The 17,021-nt window shown below is 72.4% G+C and carries 17 protein-coding genes; 10 read left to right on the forward strand and 7 right to left on the reverse strand.

What is annotated here, in order from left to right; translation table 11 throughout:
• Window positions 1–6 precede the first annotated feature (6 nt).
• The 3 genes from katG (at window position 7) to AB0K07_RS11965 (ending at window position 3,741) form a co-directional block, all read left to right on the forward strand.
• The gene (gene katG, locus AB0K07_RS11955) at window positions 7–2,283 is read left to right on the forward strand and encodes a catalase/peroxidase HPI (RefSeq protein WP_363753731.1); all 2,277 of its coding nucleotides are present in this window, start codon (window positions 7–9) and stop codon (window positions 2,281–2,283) included.
• Window positions 2,284–2,408: 125 nt separating this feature from the next.
• Window positions 2,409–3,005 (forward strand): DinB family protein, encoded by a 597-nt coding sequence (locus tag AB0K07_RS11960; protein ID WP_363753734.1) that lies wholly within the window; start codon window positions 2,409–2,411, stop codon window positions 3,003–3,005.
• 121 nt (window positions 3,006–3,126) lie between these two features.
• A complete protein-coding gene (locus tag AB0K07_RS11965) occupies window positions 3,127–3,741 on the forward strand; it encodes a dihydrofolate reductase family protein (RefSeq protein ID WP_363753736.1) in 615 nt (204 codons plus the stop codon).
• Between the two features lie 89 nt (window positions 3,742–3,830).
• Here the strand turns inward: AB0K07_RS11965 and AB0K07_RS11970 are convergent, their stop codons facing one another.
• The gene (locus AB0K07_RS11970; protein ID WP_363753739.1) at window positions 3,831–4,541 is read right to left on the reverse strand and encodes a DNA alkylation repair protein; all 711 of its coding nucleotides are present in this window, start codon (window positions 4,539–4,541) and stop codon (window positions 3,831–3,833) included.
• Window positions 4,542–4,688: 147 nt separating this feature from the next.
• Here AB0K07_RS11970 and lanKC point away from each other — a divergent pair, with 147 nt between their 5' ends.
• The 4 genes from lanKC (at window position 4,689) to AB0K07_RS11990 (ending at window position 11,044) form a co-directional block, all read left to right on the forward strand.
• Entirely contained in the window at window positions 4,689–7,346 is a 2,658-nt protein-coding gene (gene lanKC / locus AB0K07_RS11975; RefSeq protein ID WP_363753742.1) for a class III lanthionine synthetase LanKC, read from the forward strand.
• A gap of 6 nt (window positions 7,347–7,352) precedes the next feature.
• On the forward strand, window positions 7,353–7,472 hold the full coding sequence (locus tag AB0K07_RS11980; RefSeq protein ID WP_013734295.1) for a SapB/AmfS family lanthipeptide: 120 nt from the start codon (window positions 7,353–7,355) through the stop codon (window positions 7,470–7,472).
• A gap of 69 nt (window positions 7,473–7,541) precedes the next feature.
• Window positions 7,542–9,269, forward strand: coding sequence for an ABC transporter ATP-binding protein (locus AB0K07_RS11985; protein ID WP_363753744.1), 1,728 nt, complete (start codon window positions 7,542–7,544; stop codon window positions 9,267–9,269).
• A complete protein-coding gene (locus AB0K07_RS11990; protein ID WP_363753747.1) occupies window positions 9,266–11,044 on the forward strand; it encodes an ABC transporter ATP-binding protein in 1,779 nt (592 codons plus the stop codon). Before AB0K07_RS11985 ends, AB0K07_RS11990 begins: the two co-directional genes overlap by 4 nt.
• Window positions 11,045–11,068: 24 nt before the next feature.
• Here AB0K07_RS11990 and AB0K07_RS11995 read toward each other — a convergent pair whose 3' ends face one another.
• Both AB0K07_RS11995 and AB0K07_RS12000 read right to left on the reverse strand, forming a co-directional pair.
• Complete coding sequence (locus AB0K07_RS11995) at window positions 11,069–11,656, reverse strand: response regulator transcription factor (protein WP_363753750.1); 588 nt, start codon at window positions 11,654–11,656, stop codon at window positions 11,069–11,071.
• A gap of 116 nt (window positions 11,657–11,772) precedes the next feature.
• Complete coding sequence (locus AB0K07_RS12000) at window positions 11,773–12,378, reverse strand: response regulator transcription factor (RefSeq protein WP_363753753.1); 606 nt, start codon at window positions 12,376–12,378, stop codon at window positions 11,773–11,775.
• Window positions 12,379–13,465: 1,087 nt separating this feature from the next.
• Here AB0K07_RS12000 and AB0K07_RS12005 point away from each other — a divergent pair.
• The gene (locus AB0K07_RS12005) at window positions 13,466–13,810 is read left to right on the forward strand and encodes a hypothetical protein (RefSeq protein WP_363753756.1); all 345 of its coding nucleotides are present in this window, start codon (window positions 13,466–13,468) and stop codon (window positions 13,808–13,810) included.
• Window positions 13,811–14,098: 288 nt separating this feature from the next.
• On the opposite strand, the gene AB0K07_RS12010 is transcribed toward AB0K07_RS12005, so the two are convergent.
• The 4 genes from AB0K07_RS12010 to AB0K07_RS12025 all read right to left on the reverse strand — a co-directional run bounded on the left by AB0K07_RS12010 (window position 14,099) and on the right by AB0K07_RS12025 (window position 16,317).
• Entirely contained in the window at window positions 14,099–14,287 is a 189-nt protein-coding gene (locus AB0K07_RS12010) for a hypothetical protein (protein ID WP_363753759.1), read from the reverse strand.
• 93 nt (window positions 14,288–14,380) lie between these two features.
• Window positions 14,381–14,836, reverse strand: a complete 456-nt coding sequence (locus AB0K07_RS12015; RefSeq protein WP_363753762.1) for a hypothetical protein — start codon at window positions 14,834–14,836, stop codon at window positions 14,381–14,383.
• 53 nt (window positions 14,837–14,889) lie between these two features.
• Window positions 14,890–15,672 carry a hypothetical protein gene (locus AB0K07_RS12020; protein WP_363753765.1) on the reverse strand — a complete coding sequence of 261 codons (783 nt, stop codon included), beginning with the start codon at window positions 15,670–15,672 and terminating at the stop codon, window positions 14,890–14,892.
• Window positions 15,673–15,726: 54 nt separating this feature from the next.
• On the reverse strand, window positions 15,727–16,317 hold the full coding sequence (locus tag AB0K07_RS12025; protein ID WP_363753768.1) for a DinB family protein: 591 nt from the start codon (window positions 16,315–16,317) through the stop codon (window positions 15,727–15,729).
• Window positions 16,318–16,434: 117 nt separating this feature from the next.
• On the opposite strand from AB0K07_RS12025, the gene AB0K07_RS12030 reads away from it, so the two are divergent.
• Entirely contained in the window at window positions 16,435–16,647 is a 213-nt protein-coding gene (locus AB0K07_RS12030; protein ID WP_363753771.1) for a DUF1737 domain-containing protein, read from the forward strand.
• A 61-nt stretch (window positions 16,648–16,708) separates the two neighbouring features.
• Window positions 16,709–16,996 (forward strand): hypothetical protein, encoded by a 288-nt coding sequence (locus tag AB0K07_RS12035; RefSeq protein ID WP_357104144.1) that lies wholly within the window; start codon window positions 16,709–16,711, stop codon window positions 16,994–16,996.
• The last annotated feature ends 25 nt before the right edge of the window (window positions 16,997–17,021 follow it).

A 17,021-nucleotide genomic window follows, 5' to 3' on the forward strand; every position in this document is an offset into this window, starting at 1 on the left:
ATGTAGATGAGCGACACCCAGGACAACGCCCCCTCCAGCGCCCAGGGCGTGGACAAGAAGGAGGCGGCCGGCTGCCCGGTCGCGCACGACTCGGTGACCGCGCACGGCAGCGAGAGCGAGAACCCGGCGATCGACTCGCCGACCCCGAAGACCGGGGGGCGTCCGCGCACCAACCGGGACTGGTGGCCCAACCAGCTCGACCTCTCGGTGTTGCACGCCCACTCGTCCAAGGGCAACCCGCTGGGGGAGAACTTCAGCTACGCCAAGGAGTTCGCCAAGCTCGACGTCGAGGCCCTCAAGCAGGACATCGTCAACGTCCTCACCACCTCGCAGGACTGGTGGCCGGCCGACTTCGGCCACTACGGCGGCCTGATGATCCGGATGAGCTGGCACGCCTCGGGCACCTACCGCATCGAGGATGGTCGCGGCGGCGCCGGCGACGGTGGCCAGCGGTTCGCCCCGCTCAACAGCTGGCCGGACAACGCCAACCTCGACAAGGCCCGCCGGCTGCTGTGGCCGGTCAAGCAGAAGTACGGCCAGAAGATCTCCTGGGCCGACCTGCTGGTGCTCGCCGGCAACGTCGCCCTGGAGTCGATGGGCTTCAAGACCTTCGGCTTCGGCTTCGGCCGGGAGGACGTCTGGGAGCCCGAGGAGATCTTCTGGGGCCCGGAGGACACCTGGCTCGGCGACGAGCGCTACGCCTCCGAGAAGGAGATGGCGGCCGGCGTCGGCTCGACCGAGATGGGCCTGATCTACGTCAACCCGGAGGGCCCCCGCGGCAACGCGGACCCGGCCGCGGCGGCGCACTTCATCCGCGAGACCTTCGCCCGGATGGCGATGAACGACGAGGAGACCGTCGCCCTCATCGCCGGTGGCCACACCTTCGGCAAGACCCACGGTGCCGCCGTCGCCGACGACCACGTGGGCCCGGAGCCCGAGGGCGCCCCGCTGGAGGCGCAGGGCCTGGGCTGGCTGAACACCCACGGCAGCGGCAAGGGCCCCGACACGATCACCAGCGGTCTCGAGGTCACGTGGACCGACGTGCCGACGCAGTGGAGCAACCGCTTCTTCGAGATCCTCTTCGGCTTCGAGTGGGAGCTCACCACCAGCCCCGGTGGTGCCAAGCAGTGGGTCGCCAAGGACGCTCCGGAGATCATCCCGGACCCGTACGACGCCTCGAAGAAGTACAAGCCCACCATGCTCACCACCGACCTGGCGCTGCGGGTCGACCCGGCGTACGAGAAGATCTCGCGCCGCTTCCTGGAGAACCCCGACGAGTTCGCGCTGGCGTTCGCCAAGGCCTGGTACAAGCTGCTGCACCGCGACATGGGCCCGGTCGACCGTTTCCTCGGGCCGTGGGTCGCGGAGCCCCAGCTGTGGCAGGACCCGGTGCCGGCCGTCGACCACGAGCTCGTGGGTGACGCCGATGTCGCCGCTCTCAAGGCGAAGGTCCTGGAGTCCGGCCTCACGACCGCCCAGCTGGTCTCCACCGCCTGGGCCTCCGCGGCGAGCTTCCGCTCCACCGACAAGCGCGGTGGCGCCAACGGCGCGCGGATCCGTCTCGAGCCGCAGCGCAGCTGGGAGGTCAACCAGCCCGAGCAGCTCGCCACGGTCCTGGCGACCCTCGAGGGCATCCAGCGGGAGTTCAACGAGGCCGGCGGCGCGAAGATCTCGCTCGCGGACCTGATCGTGCTGGCCGGCTCGGCCGCCGTCGAGAAGGCCGCGCGCGACGCCGGCGTCGAGGTGACCGTGCCGTTCCGCCCGGGCCGCACCGACGCCAGCCAGGAGCAGACCGACGTCGAGTCGTTCCGGGTCCTCGAGCCGCGGGCCGACGCGTTCCGCAACTACCTGCGTCCCGGTGAGAAGACCCAGCCGGAGGTGCTGCTCGTCGACCGTGCCTACATGCTCAACCTGACCGCGCCCGAGATGACCGTCCTCATCGGCGGCCTGCGCTCCCTCGGCAACAACGTCGGCGGTACGCAGCACGGCGTCCTCACCGACCGGCCCGGCGTGCTCACCAACGACTTCTTCGCCAACCTGCTCTCCCCGGGCACCCGGTGGAAGGCGTCGGAGTCCGACGAGCACGTGTACGAGATCCGGGATCTGGCCACCGACGAGGTGAAGTGGACCGCCACCGCGGTCGACCTCATCTTCGGTTCCAACTCCCAGCTGCGGGCCCTCGCCGAGGTCTACGCCAGCCAGGACGCGCGCGAGAAGTTCGTGGCGGACTTCGTCGCGGCCTGGACCAAGGTCATGGAACTCGACCGGTTCGACGTCGCCTGACCCTGCTCCAAACGCCGAGCCCCGGCCGATCCTCAGCGATCGGCCGGGGCTCGCCGGCAAGGCGCGTCGACCGTCACGGTGGATGCGCGTGGACGGTCTATGCCGTTCGGGTCAGGGTTGGCGCGTTGTCGAGCAGCGCGCCCAGTCGAGCGGCGGACTCGTCGTTCCGGCCCGGCTCGCACCTTTCGGTTGCTCCGGGTGACGGATCTTGGGATGCTTCGCAGATGTCCTCCCTCCCGGCGACGTTCGCCGAAGATGTGATCGATCAGCCGGCCAAGGCCCAGTTCGAGGTGTTTCTGGACGAGCACCGCCGCGCGCTCAACGACTGCCTGGACGGGCTGACCGAGGAGCAGGCGCGCCGGTCGTTGGTGCCATCCCGGACCACGGTGCTGGGCTTGGTGAAGCACGCGACCTTCGTCGAGAAGGTCTGGTTCGACGAAGCCGTCACCTGCCGGCCGCGCGCCGAGATCGGCATCCCCGCGACGCCGGACGAGTCGTTCATCCTCGATGACGACGACACCATCGCCGCCGTTCGGCGAGCGCACGCCGAGGCATGCGAAGCGTCACGGCGCGCGACGTCATCCCTCGGGCTGGACGACAGGCTGCACGGCAACCGGCGCGGCCCGCTCCCGCTGCGCTGGGTGTACCTCCACGTGCTGCGCGAGTTGGCGCAGCACTGCGGGCACGCGGACATCCTGCGCGAGCAGCTCCTGAGCGAGTAGCGCCGGACGCGGGCGTGAAACGCCGGACACGCCGTCCGGACGGCCCCGTGGCTGGCCGATGAGTTTGGGATGATGCGCCGGTCCACCTAGCGACACCACCTGACACCGAAGGGATCACCCGATGGCAAAGGTCATCTCCACGCTGTTCATCTCCGCTGACGGTGTGGCCGAGATCGACCCCGATTGGCACTTCCCGTACTTCGACGAGAACATGGGTCGCGCCGTCGGCGAGGACTATGACACCGCCAACGTGCTGCTCATCGGCCGCGAGACCTACGACAGCTTCGCCGGCGCCTGGCCCGACCGTGAGGCCGCGGGTGGGGACGACGCGTCGTTCGCCAAGCAACTCGGAGACGTGCGCAAGGTGGTCGTCTCGCGCCAGCCGCTGGAGTTCTCCTGGCGCAACTCCGAGGTGATCAAGGGTGACCTCATCAGCGCCGTCACCGCGCTCAAGGCCGATGCCGACATCAGAGGAATCCTCATCCCCGGGTCGATCTCCGTGGTGCAGCAACTGCTCGCCGCGGGGCTGGTCGACGAGCTGCGCCTGCTGGTGCATCCGGTGGCGGCGCGCAAGGGCCGCAAGCTGTTCGACGAGGGTGACGCGCCGTACCACCTGAAGGTGACGGCGACGGAGTCGTTCCCGACCGGCGTGATCCGCGTGATCTACTCGCCGACCGAGGCACCCGGCACGGTCAGCTACGACGAGGTCAAGGACCAGGTGCCCACCGGGAGCTAGGGCCTCCTGGTCGCCTTCGCGGGGGAGGGCGTCGACAAGGCGGACAGCCCGGGGGTGCGCCGGGGCTGTCCGCGCGTGACCGCGATCATCTACACCACACCGGACAGGTACTCCCGACGCCGGTGCGGTTCGAACTTCTCGATCGCGTACCGCAGCATGACTCGCGGCATGACCCGGTAGTGCCGGGCCAGAAACTCCTCCTCCGCCGCTCTGTCCCGGTTGCCCACCTCGCGCAGCATCCAGCCCACCGCCTTCTGCACCAGGTCGTGCGGGTCGCGCAGGAGCCGCTCGCTGAGCCGGAAGGTCCAGTGGAAGTCGCCGGCCCTGATGAAGGCGAACGTCGCCATGATGGCGATCCGCCGGTCCCACACCAGGCTCGACCCGGCCAACCGATCCAGGACGCTGCGGTCCTTGTCGATCAACCAGGGGCCGACGATGTACGGCGCGGACGAGTCCACCAGGTCCCAGTTGTTGATGCGGCCGGTGTTGGCCAGGACGATGCGGAAGATCTGAGCCCGTTCCTCCTCGTCCGCCTTGGTGAACTTGCGGACCAGGATGAACAGCGACGTCAACCGCTCCTCGTGCACGCCACCGGTCAGCAGTTCCGCCGTGTCGGCCAGGGACAGGTCGCGCCAGTACCGGGCGGCCACCCGGCGCTGTTCCGGCACGGACACGCCGATGGCCCGGTCGCCCTCGCCGTACCCGCCGGGAATCATCTGCAGAAACCGGCTCGATGCCTCCGCGCGACGTGGGTCGGCGAGGCCGGCGAGTTCGGCACGGACGTCGACGGTCGTGGCCATGACTCAGCAACCTACCGGCGACCGGCTGATCCAGCGGCCGGCGACCGACGCCCCCTTCCCGCGCGGGCCTGACTTTTGTCATGAGTACCTGTGCGCCCCACATCGAACCTCGTGACTAAGCGCACTGTGGCCCGTCACGTCCTGTGAATGAGACTCGATCCAGCGCCGGAACAACAGCCGGCCGAGCTGGTGACGGGAGGCGGGACGGTGGACGAGCGCTACGACAGTTACTGCGCCGCGGATCGACTGTTCTACGACTCGCTCGGCAGCGCCGTCGCGCAGCCCGTCTTCGCTGCCGCCGAGCGGCCGGTGCCGGCCGGCTGGCGCCGAGAGCCACTCGACGACTGGTTGATCTACGGCCCCGAGGGCGGCTCGCTGCCGCAGCAGGGCTGGAAGATCCACGTGTCGGCGGGTCTGGCGAACGCCGAGCGGGTGCTGAACGCGGTCTGGGACTACTGCGTTCCCCGTGGCCTGTCCTTCAAGTTCCTGCGCGGGCCCCGGACGTTGCTGCTGCGCAACTCCAAGTACGCCGCCCGGGCCGCCAGCGGCAAGTTCATCACGGTCTACCCCCGCGACGACGCGGAGCTGGAGCTGACCTGCAAGGAGCTCGACGAACTGCTCGTCGGGGAGTCCGGGCCGTACATCCTCAGTGACCTCCGCTACGGAGCCGGCCCGGTGTACGTGCGCTACGGCGGCTTCGCCGCCCGCTACTGCCATTCCCCGGACGGTCAGGTGGTGCCGGCGATCGAGGACGACTCCGGCGCGCTGGTGCCGGACCGTCGCGAGCCGGTCTTCCACGTACCGTCCTGGATCAGCCTGCCCGACTTCCTCGGCCCGCACCTGGCCGCCCGCAGTGAGACCAGCACCAACGAGGTGCCGTACCGGATCGAGCGGGTGATCCACTTCTCGAATGGTGGCGGGCTGTACGTGGGACGGGACCTGCGTACCGACACCGAGGTGGTGCTGAAGGAGGCCCGGCCGCACGCCGGCCTGGACGCCGACGGCACCGACGCCGTAGCCCGACTGGAACGCGAGGCGGCGGCCCTGCGGCAACTCGCCGACCTGCCGCAGGTGCCGCGCGTGCACGACGAGTTCGCCCTCGGCGAGCACCGGTTCCTCGCACTCGAGTTCATCGAGGGTCGGCCGCTGAACAAGGTGCTGGTCGACCGGTACCCGCTCATCGACGCCGACGCGACGGACGACGACCGGGCGGCGTACGCCCGATGGGCCCGGCACGTCTACGAGCAGGTCGAGTCCCTCATCGAGGCGATCCACCAGCACGGCCTGGTCTACGGTGACCTGCACCTGTTCAACATCATGATCCGCCCGGACGACCGGGTCGCCCTGGTCGACTTCGAGGTCGCCGCCCCGATCGCCGGACACCGTCGACCCGGGCTGCGCAACCAGGGCTTCGCGGCGCCGCGGGACCGGACCGGACCGTCGGTCGACAGGTACGCCCTGGCGTGCCTGCGGTTGGCGCTGTTCCTGCCGCTGACCCAGCTGGTCCGGCTCGCCCCGGCGAAGGTGGCTCACCTGGCCGACATCATCGCCGCGAACTTCCCGGTGCCGCGGTCCTTCCTCGACCCGGCGATCGAGGAGATCACCGGCGGTCCAGACACCCCCGCGAACCCCTCCGGGGACCTCGGCGCGGGCGACTGGCCAGCGCTGCGGGACGGATTGACCAGGGCGATCGTGGCCAGCGCCACCCCCGAACGGAACGACCGGCTCTTTCCCGGTGACATCGAACAGTTCCGCAGCGGCGGCCTCAACCTCGCCCACGGGGCCGCGGGTGTGCTGTACGCGCTCGCCAAGAGCGGCGCGGGTCGCTGGCCCGAGCACGAGGACTGGCTGGTGCGGCGGGCGACCGCGCCCCCGTCCGGCACCCGCTGCGGCTTCTACGACGGGCTGCACGGTGTGGCGTACGCCCTGGAACACCTCGGACGCCGGCAGGACGCGCTGGACGTGCTCGACATCTGCCTGCGGGAGCCCGTGGACGGGCTCGACCACAGCCTGGCGAGCGGGCTGTCCGGGATCGCCCTCAACCTGGCCGAGCTGGCCGCGCGTACCGGTGAGGCGTCGTTGCACCACGCCGCGTGGCGGGCCGCCGAGCGGGTGATCGACCGGCTGGCCGACGACCCGGGCCCGGACATCAGCGGCGGACGCCACCCGTACGCCGGGCTGCTGCGCGGCCGGACGGGGCCGGCGCTGATGTTGCTGCGGCTCTACGAGCTGACCGGCGACGAGGACCTGCTGGGGCACGCCGCCACGGCGCTGCGTCAGGACCTGCGCCGGTGCGTGCTGCGCCCGGACGGCGCCCTGGAGGTCAACGAGGGCTGGCGGACCATGCCGTACCTGGCGCACGGCAGCGTCGGCATCGGGCTGGTCATCGACCAGTACCTGCGCCACCGCGCCGACGACCGGTTCGCCGAGGCGAGCGCGGGGGTCCGCCGCGCGGCACGGTCACCGTTCTACGCGCAGTCCGGGCTCTTCGCCGGCCGGGCCGGGATCATCGCCTACCTCGCCGCCTCGACGGACGACGCCGACCGCCGGGAACTCGGCGCGCAGCTGGATCGGCTGTCCTGGCACGCGCTGCCGTACCGGGACGGCACGGCCTTTCCCGGTGAGCAGTTGCTGCGACTGTCCATGGACCTCGGCACCGGCACCGCCGGCGTGCTGTACGCGCTGGCCTGCGCCCGGCACGACGAGCCGCCGGTGCTGCCGTTCCTCGCGCCCCTTCCGGGCGCGGAGAGACTCCCTCGCGACAGCGGGGGCGACCTGCTCGACGAACGAATGGAAGGGAGGTGACACGACATGGCGCTTCTGGACCTCCAGGGCCTGGAGATGGCTCCGGCCGACCGTACGGGTGGTGGTAGCCGGGCGAGCCTGCTGCTCTGCGGCGACAGCTCGCTCTCCGTCACGACCTGCAACTGATCCCACACGCGGGGCCCTGGGTGGGTAGACGTACCCGCCCAGGGCAACCGCGTACCACCGGGAGGATCGATGCCGACGTTCGCCGTAGGGGACCGGTTGCTCCGGCGGACGGTCCGGGCGGGCGGCGGCTGGACCGCCGGGCTCGCGCTGGTCGCGCTGTTCGGTGCGACCGCTGAACTGTTGCTACCCGCGGCCCTCGGCCGTGCCGTCGACGCCGCCCTCGCCGGCGGCTCCGGCTGGTGGACGGTGTCCGCCTGCGGCTTGGTCGTGGTTCTCATCTGCGTCGACACCGTCACAGACCTGGCCAGCGGGTTCGGTGCGGCACGAGCCACCGCCGGGCTGCGCCGGCACCTGCTGCGCCACCTGTTTGCGTTGGACGTACGCGCCACTCGCCGGCATCCGGTGGGTGATCTCGTCGGCCGGCTGGTCAGCCAGGCGGCCGATGCGGGACAGGCCGGCAACGCCGTGGTGCTGGCGGTGGTGGCGTTGCTCCCGCCGCTCGGCAGCGTCGTCGCGCTCACCATCATGGAACCGGTGCTCGGGGTCACCCTGTTCGCCGGTCTCGGCCTGCTCGCCGTCCTCATGCGGGCCTTCGTCGCCGACGCCTCGACCGTGACCGCCAGCTACCAACGGGTGCTGGGCACCATCGCCGGCCGGCTGCTGGAGTCGCTGACCGGTGCCCGGACCATCGCCGCCGCCGCCACCACCCACCGTGAGGAGGAGCGGGTGCTGGCGGCCCTGCCGGAGCTGCGCCAGCACGGCCGGCGCGGTTGGGAGCTGCTGGCCCGGGCGAGCGCGCGAACCTCCGCCGTGGCGCCGCTGCTGCACCTGAGTGTCGTCGCGGTCGGCGGGTACGCCCTGACCGTCGGTTGGCTGACGCCGGGGGAACTGGTCGCCGCGGTCCGCTACGCGGCGATGGGTGCCGGGCTCGGCGGCGTGCTCGCCACACTGAACCACCTGGTCCGCAGCCGCGCGGGGGCGCATCGCGTCGCCGAGCTGATGGCCCAGCCCGCCGTGCCGGCAGGCGACCGGCCCCTCCCACCCGGCGGCGGCGCGCTGCGACTGTGCGGGGTGAGCGTGTACGCCGACGACGGCCGGCCCATCCTGGACCGGATCGACCTGGACGTACCGGCCGGCGCGACCGTGGCCGTCGTCGGGACGTCCGGCGCCGGCAAGTCGACCCTGGCGGCGGTGGCGGGCCGGCTGCACGATCCCGACGGTGGTGACGTGCGCCTGGACGGGGTGCCCCTGCGGCAGCTCGACCGGGCGGCGCTGCGCCGGGCCGTGGGCTACGCCTTCGACCGGCCGGTGTTGATCGGAGCGACCATCCACGACGCGATCGGGTTGGCGCTGCCGCCCGAGTCGGCGGCGCTGCCGGCCGACCCGGCTCCGGCCACGTCGGCGGTCCTTCGTGCGGCCCGCATGGCGGCGGTCGCCGACGTGGTCGAACGGCTGCCCGAGGGCTACCGCACCCCGCTGGTGGACACACCGCTCTCCGGGGGCGAGACCCAGCGTCTCGGCCTGGCGCGCGCGTTCGCCGCCGAGCGACTGCTCATCCTGGACGATGCGACATCCAACCTGGACACGGCGACCGAACACCGGATCGCCCAGGCGGTGACCGGCCGGGCCGGCGAGCGTACCCGACTCGTCGTGACCCACCGGGTCGCGACGGCCGCGGCGGCCGACCTGGTCGCCTGGCTCGACGGCGGTCGGCTGCGCGGCCTGGCGCCACACCGGCGACTCTGGGTGGACCCGGACTACCGGGCGGTCTTCCAACCGGCCCGCGGTGGGTCGTGAGCCGCCCCGGGGTACGTCAGGCGACCTGGCGGGCGATGCGGGCCCGCCGGCGGGAGCTGGCCCGGCTCTGCGGCTGGTCGCTGGTGGAGTCGCTGCCCGCGCTGCTCTCCGGCTACCTGGTCGCCCGCGCCGTCGACGAGGGTTTCCTGGCCGGGCATCTGCTCGCCGGCCTGGCCTGGCTGGGTGCCCTCGCCGTGGCCGTGCTGGTCGGCGCGGCGGCCACCGGTCGGACGTACCGGTGCCTCGGCGCCGTGGTCGAGCCGTTCCGCGACGAGCTGGCCGCTCAGGTGGTCCGGGGGGCGCTGCGCGACGCCACCCGGGCTGGCGGCCACCCGGACAGCGCGGCGGTGGCCCGGCTGACCCACCAGATGGAGATCGTCCGTGACACCTTCGCCGGCCTGTTGATGGTGACCCGCGGTTTCCTCTTCTCCGCTGGCGCGGCCCTGCTCGGCCTGCTCGCCCTGGCACCGGTGGTGGCGGCGCTGGCCGCCGCGCCGCTGGCCGCCGGCCTGGCCGTGTTCCTTGCCGCGCTGCCGGCGATGGTGGCGCACCAGCGCGCGTACGTCCGGGCCGGTGAGCAGCTCGGCCAGTCGGCAGCGACCGCGTTGGCCGGGCACCGCGACGTGCTGGCCTGCGGCGCGCAGGCACGGGTGACAGCCGACGTCGAACGTCGGGTGTCGGCGCAGGCCGCCGCGGAGCGCACGCTCGCCCGGATGGCCGCGATCCGCAGCCTCAGTCTCGGCATCGGCGGCTGGCTGCCGCTGGTGGTGCTGCTGTCGGCCGCGCCGTGGCTGGTCGAGCGTGGCCTGACCGCCGGCGCGGTGCTGGGCGCGCTGATCTACGTCTCCACCGGTCTGCAACCCGCCCTGCACACCCTGGTCCAGGGCATCGGCGGCGGTGGACTGCGCTACGTGGTGACCCTGGAGAACATCCTGCGCACCTGTCCGATGATCGACGGTCGCCGTCCGTCGGGGTCGGTCACCCGGACGCCCCGCTCCCGCCCGCCGGCCGGCCGGACCGGCCCTGCCCCGGCCGTCGAGGTCCGGGGACTGACCTTCCGCTACGGCCCGCGCGCCCGGCCGGTCCTGGAGAACTTCTCGCTGACGGTGGCCGACGGGGACCATCTCGCCGTGGTGGGCCCGAGCGGTGCGGGCAAGTCCACCCTGGCGGCCCTGATGGCCGGCTTGGTGCCGCCGCAGGCCGGCACGGTCCACCTGGCCGGCGCGGCGGTCGCCGGCGCCGAGCCGGCCGTCCTGAGCCGGATGCGGGTGCTGGTGCCGCAGGAGGCGTACGTCTTCACCGGACGCCTCGCCGACAACCTCCGCTATCTCCGGCCCGACGCCGACGACCGCACGCTGGCGACCGCCCTCGACGCGCTCGGCGCGCGTCCCCTGGCGGACCGCCTGGGCGGCCTGGACGCGCAGGTCACGCCGGCCCTGCTCTCCGGCGGCGAGCGGCAGCTCATCGCGGCGGTCCGGGCCTGGCTGGCACCCGCCCCGCTGGTGATCCTCGACGAGGCCACCTGCCATCTGGACCCTGCGCTGGAGGCGACGGTCGAGGACGCCTTCGCCCGGCGACCCGGCAGCCTGGTCGTCATCGCGCACCGGATCAGTTCCGCGATCCGGGCCCGTCGGCTGTTGGTCCTCGACGGGGATGAGCCCGTGGCGGGGACGCATGAGCAGCTGCTGGAACGCTCGGCCACCTACCGGCTGCTCGTCGGCTGCTGGGACGAGCCTGCCGTGCCGCCCCGGGCGGCGCCGGCGCGGCGGGGGTGAACCGCGCGCCCGCGCCGCCGGGGGTCAGATCCAGCCCGCCTCGCGTGCGACCCGCACGGCCTCGACCCGGGTACGCGCGCCAACCTTGCGGCCGATCCGACCAAGATGGTTGCGGACGGTGCCACAGGTGAGACCGAGCGACACCGCGACCTCCGCGACCGGCGCCCCCGCCGCGGTCAGCGTCAGCACCTCCGTCTCCCGGTCGGTCAGTGGACCGTCCGAGTGCAGCGCCGCGACGACGAGGTCCGCGTCGAGCACCGGCTCCCGTCGAGCCAGCCGGCGGATCCCGTCGATGACCCGCTGAGGAGCGACGTCGCTGCGCAGGATACCGACCATCCGGGTCGCGCAGAGCAGGCCGCGCAGCCGCCTGGCCCGGCGTGGATGGGCCAGCACCAGGACCGGACACGGGCCGAGGCGGCTGGCGTCGACTCCCTCGATGAAGTCCAGGTCGGCCACCACCACGTCGGGGCGTTGGGCGCGCACGGCCGCGGAGACCGCGTCGCCGCGATCCACCTTCGCCACGACACGGATGTCGTCCTCGGCGGCGAGGACGAACGACAGCGCGCCCAGCACCAGGGCGCCGTCCAACGCGAGCAGGGTACGGATCACCATGAACCTTCCGGCACTCCGATGACGATCACATAACGTCAGCATTCAAACACGCATGCGGCACGTTCGCACGGTGAGGGAGCGGGCCCGGGCAGACCGCCGGACCCGCCCGCCGACGGCTACAGCCAGCCGTCCCGCCGCGCGCGCCACACCGCCTCCAACCTGTTGCGTGCCCCGGTCTTGCGCAGGATCGCCGACAGGTGGTTACGCACCGTCCCATGTGCCAGGTAGAGGCGGACCGCGATCTCCTTCAGGGGCAGACCTTCGGCGGCCATCCGCAGCACGTCCATCTCCCGGGGCGTCAACGGGCTTTCCGCGGGCCACAGCACCGCCGCCGCCGCGGCCGGGTCGATGGCGCGCTCCCCGGCGGCGAGCGTGCGGATCGCCCGCACCAACTCGGCCAGGGAGCCATCCTTCCCGACCAAACCCCGGGCGCCGGCCGCCAGCGCCGCCTCCACCAGGGCCGGGCTCCACCGTGGGCTCATCGCCAGCACGGCGGTGTTCGGGGCCTCGGCGCCGATCTTGGCGACCACCTCCACCGGGTCGGGGAGATCGGGCGCCAACGCCAGCACCACCACCTGCGGTTTGCACCGCCGGACCACCTGCAACAGCTCGCCGACGCCCTCGACGTCGGCGACCACCTTCATGTCCTCCTCACGTGACAGCGCGGCGCAGAGCGCCCCGCGGAGCAGACCCATGTCCTCGGCGATGACAACGTGGATCACCGCGTTTCTCCGATCTCAGGTACGCGTCAGGCGGCCACCCACCCCGGATCATCCACAGGGTTCGGCGGGGCCGGTCGCGCGCGACAGGCGGGCAGGTATCGACCCGCGGCACCGTCATGCGGACGGGCACGGGCGCCGGTCGGCTCCAGCGGGTGCACCTGGCCGAACTGGCCAGCCAGCCACCGGGGCCGATCGGCCCGCGTCAGCCAGGTCGGGCGATCCCCGACGGGGATCGGGCCCCGACGACGAGCGGCACGAGATCGTCGAACTGCTCAGCACCGGTGGGCGACTGCCGGGCGACGGGCCACACCAACCCCGGCCCGGGTGCCCCACCGTCGTCGACGCCGGCGGCATCCTGGTCAGCAGGTGCCACGGGTCGGCCCGGTAGGTCCGACCGGGCGGGCGCCGGACCTGGCGGTGCGCCCCGGTGCCCCGTCGGGGCCGCGATGGTCACCGCGCCCACGATGGACGCCCGCGTCGGCGTAGGCACGGCCGGCAGCGCCGCGGAGCGTACCGGCGCCGGCGCCGGACCCACCGGTGACGCCGGCACGACCGGTGCGGGCTGGTCCGTCGCGTCGGTCACCGGAACGGGGGCGAGGCCGGGCCCCGGCGGTGCCTGCGGAGCGGGCAGCCGCGGTGGAGCCGGAACGATCACCACGCCGAGAGCGGGTGGTAGAACGGCATCGGCGATGCGGCTGAGCGCTGTGACGACGGGCCGGATCGGCACGCTGCCCGCGGCGTGTGCGACGTGCGGCACCGGGGCGGTGATCGGGCCCACGATGGACGAGGTGGCGGGGAACAGGGCCGATGGCGCGGCCGAGCGTGGGTGCCGTGGGGGATCGACGGCCGGCCGCAGTGGGCCGGTGCCCCGAGCCGGACGATGACCCGCGCGAGCGGCCGCTTCGGACTGCGGAGCGGGCGGCGGTTTCCCGCGCTCGGCCGTGCCGTGCGGCACGGGTGCGCCGACCCGGGGGAGCGGTACCGACCCGGGCGAGCTTCTGCTCGACCGTGGAGGCGCCGTCGGTGGCGTGGCGTCGCTCGGGGCGACGACGACGCCGATGGCTCCTGCCGGCGCGAGGGGCGCACCGTGGTGACGGTCGTCGGCACCCGCGGCCTGCTGGCGGTGCCGGTCGGGGCCTTCCCCGACGGTGAGCCGGACGACCCCCTCGACCAGGGCGCCGGTCTGCTGATGACGCTCGCCGCCGGCACCGCTGCGGCCCCCGTCGGCGACGGCTGGCTCCTGGAACAGGACGGCCATGACGAAGCCGGCCCCGGCGGCGGCCACGATCACCGCCATCCGCCGGGTGAGCCTGCGCACCCGCTCGGCCGCGAGCGAAGCGGATCGGGTGGGCGCAGGCGTCGGCGCGGTTCCATCGACGGGACTTCGCACGCGGCACGACCCCTTCCGCTCGGGATTGCTGACTCATGGTAGCGATGTGGACACGCAACCGCATCCGGTGGCGTGTCACTCACCCTCCGAGTCACCCCTGGCCGTCCACAGGAGAGCGTCTGGGCCCTGGCCCCGTCCGCGCCCGACGACCCGCCTGAGGACCAGGTAGGCGGCCCCTCCGGCCAGCACCCAGGGCGCGGCGACGATGAACGGATCGAGCGGGTGGTGTACGCGGTCCACCCGCTTGCCACACAGGCGCGAGGAGACGCGCCGGCGCCGTTGCCGGGGGCGACACCGACGACGCTGTCGGGCCGCCCCCGGCAACGGCCGTCAGTCGGCGCTGTCGGCGTCGGCCACGCGGTCGGCCGGCGCCGTCGAAACCGGGTGGCCCGTGTCGTCCACCATGCCGGGCGCCATGCTGCCGCCGTGTGCCTCCTGCGCCGCCCGGGTCCGCCTCGCAGCCGCGTCCTGCGGCACCCCGGTACGGTCGCCATCGCGGTGCTGTTCCGGCTCGCTCATCCGACGCGTCCCTCCCTCGGTCCTGCCCAGCGGTACCCCGGCAAGCGGCGCGGAAACCGGGGCCGGCCGGCTCGGCGGTCGGGGTCAGTCGCGTCAGCGGCGGTACGTCAGCTCGAAGTCCAGTCGCCAGTCGACACCGTCCTGGGACATCTCCCACTGCCCGTCGATGGTGTCGCCATCCGGGCTCAGCGTCCCCGTGAACCGCTGGTGGAACCCGGGGACGTCCCGCCACGCCCGCCAGACGCCGTCGGCGAAGGTCATCCGGTAGACCCGGTGCACGCCTCGGCTGTCGGCGTACAGCATGACGAACTCCTCGCCGGCGTCGTCGAGCCCGATCAGCGACGTCGTGGGCAACGGGTTGTTCTCCCGCCAGGCCCGCGGCGCGCTGGCCGGCAGGGGATCGGCGTTGGAGAACTGCCGCAGGAACTGGCCCTCCTCGACCCAGGAGAAGTCCGTCCACCCGACGCCGATGCCGTCGACCTTCGGCTGCATCGTCCACCGTCCGACGAGCGCGTCGAGCCGGGCGAGTGCGGGATGTCGCTCCGTCATCGTCGTACCTCCTCCTCCTTCTGCTGGGTGTGGTCGCACACTCGGCTGGACCGTCATGCCTCGCCGAGGTCGGTGCAGTGTGCGATCGTGGCGTCGTCCGCCGCCACCGCGTCGCGTGCCTCCGCCTGCCGGACACGACGGATGATCTCGGCGGGGCCGCTCGACGCCAGGACGGCCAGGACCTCCGGCCAGTCGGCGAGCCGGAACCGGTCGACGATGCGGCTGGCTCCGTTGCTGAGCAGGACGGCGCCGGCCAGGCCGGAGACCGGACAGCTGCCGGTGATCGCCTCGTCCGCCGCCCGGGGGTCGTCCTTCGCCACCCAGAAGCCACCCGGCCGGTTCCGGTTGGCGCGCAGGTCCCGGAGGATCCGGTGGTGCTCGTCGCTGTCCTCGACGACGGCCTCGAGCGCGGACTCGTACGACCGGCTGATGATCACCTCCCGGGGGTCCGAGACGACGACGGGCCCACCCGCCGCTCGGTCGAGCACGACGACCACGTCACCGAGCACCAGGTGCTCGACGAGGCTGTCGGACCGGCGCACGATCGCCACCGTCGCCGATGGACTGACGGGGTCGGCGACGTCGCAGGTGCCCCGGTGATCGTCCGTCACCTGCCCGATGGCCTCGGCGAGCAGCGCCGGAAGACTGCGGTCCGGCACGAGGGACAGGAGGCTGAGGAGCCTGCCTCCCAGGCGGCTGGCGTACCAGGCCACGCCGTGCCGGCAGATCCTCTCGGTGCCGGGAATGCCGGCGCCGTCGATCAACACCGCCGCCATCGGTACGGCGCCGGCGAAGTCCTCGTTGGCGCGGCCGGGCCATGCCGCGGCGCTGGTCATCGTCACCCGCACGTCGGCCGCCGCCCTTCCGCCGGTATCGGTGGACCCGGACGACTACCCGAACCGGTCAGCGAGCTTCGTCAGCTTGGCGACATACGCCGGCCAGTCATAGTCGTCAGGGATGCTGCTGGTGTCCCGCTGCCAGCCGATCGCTCCGTCGTGCTGCTCGCGCATGATGTCCACGTGACCGGCGTGACGAGCGACGTCGCACGTCACATGGATCAGGATCCTGTGCAGCGTCACGTCCTGTGCACCTGGCCGCCACCAGGGCACCTGACCTGGCGCATCGAGGGGTAGCTGGTCGATGGTCTGGTCCGCGAACGCCGCCACACGGCGATACAGGTCGACCAGTCCATCCTTCGTCTCGCCCTCTGACGCGTACCAGTCTGCCTGCGGGTCGTCGTCGAACGCCTGCATGGGGACCAGGTCCTGAGGTGTGGGGAACTCGCGCCCGAAGGTGGGCCCGAAGTAGCCGGCTTCAATGTTGAGGCAGTGCTTGACGACTCCCAGCAGGTTGTTGCCGGTCGCGGTGCGGGGCAGCCTGGCCTCGCGTTCGCTCAGCCCGTCGAGCTTCCAGATCAGGTCATCGCGTGTCGCCTGGAGGTAGTGGTGCAGCGCCGCCTTTGGGTCGTCCAGCTCAGCCATGCCCAGCAGTCTTCCTCATACGCCTGACAATTCGTTCGAGGCGTCGAACGCACGATCAGCGACCGCTGGCCGTGACAGGCCACGACGGGGTGGTAGCCGGGCGGGCACAATGCGGCGGTGTCAGACTTCCATGCCCCGCTCCGCTATCGCCTGATCACCGGACCCGATGACGCTGAATTCTGCGCCCGCGTCAGCGGCCTTCTCAACCAGGGCTACCAGCTACATGGGTCGCCGGCGCTGACCTTCAACGGTGAGCGCGTCATCGCCGCTCAAGCGTTGGTGCTGCCGCACCTCGTCGACGCCGAGGCGTCTGAGGGCAGCGCCAGTTGAGAACAAACGCGCACAGTTGTCGTGGCGCGGACGAGCGCAGTCCGGGATACCCTTGGCGCATATGGCTACCTATCGCAGCGCCTCAGTCCTTCTCTCCTCGGACGGCACCAGGACCCCCGGCACCGCCGCGCTCTTCGCCGAGCCCGCCCGCAGGGGTGGAATCCCGCCGTGGGCAGGCGACTTCCGACCCGCCAACAGCGCCGGCAATGGCCCCAAGAACGCGGTCGGGAAGACCTTCACGTTGGAGCTGCCCGACGGCAGCACCGGCAAGGTCGTGGTTCAGAGCCTCAAGAGCGGAAAGGGAGGCGTCGTGCTGGCGTTGATGGGCGAGGACGCGCCCCCCTTCTGACCAGGAGACTGATCGCCGGCGACGG

Origin of the sequence: Micromonospora sp. NPDC049301 (genome assembly GCF_040678715.1) — a bacterium.
In the GTDB taxonomy this organism is placed as follows: Bacteria; Actinomycetota; Actinomycetes; order Mycobacteriales; family Micromonosporaceae; genus Micromonospora.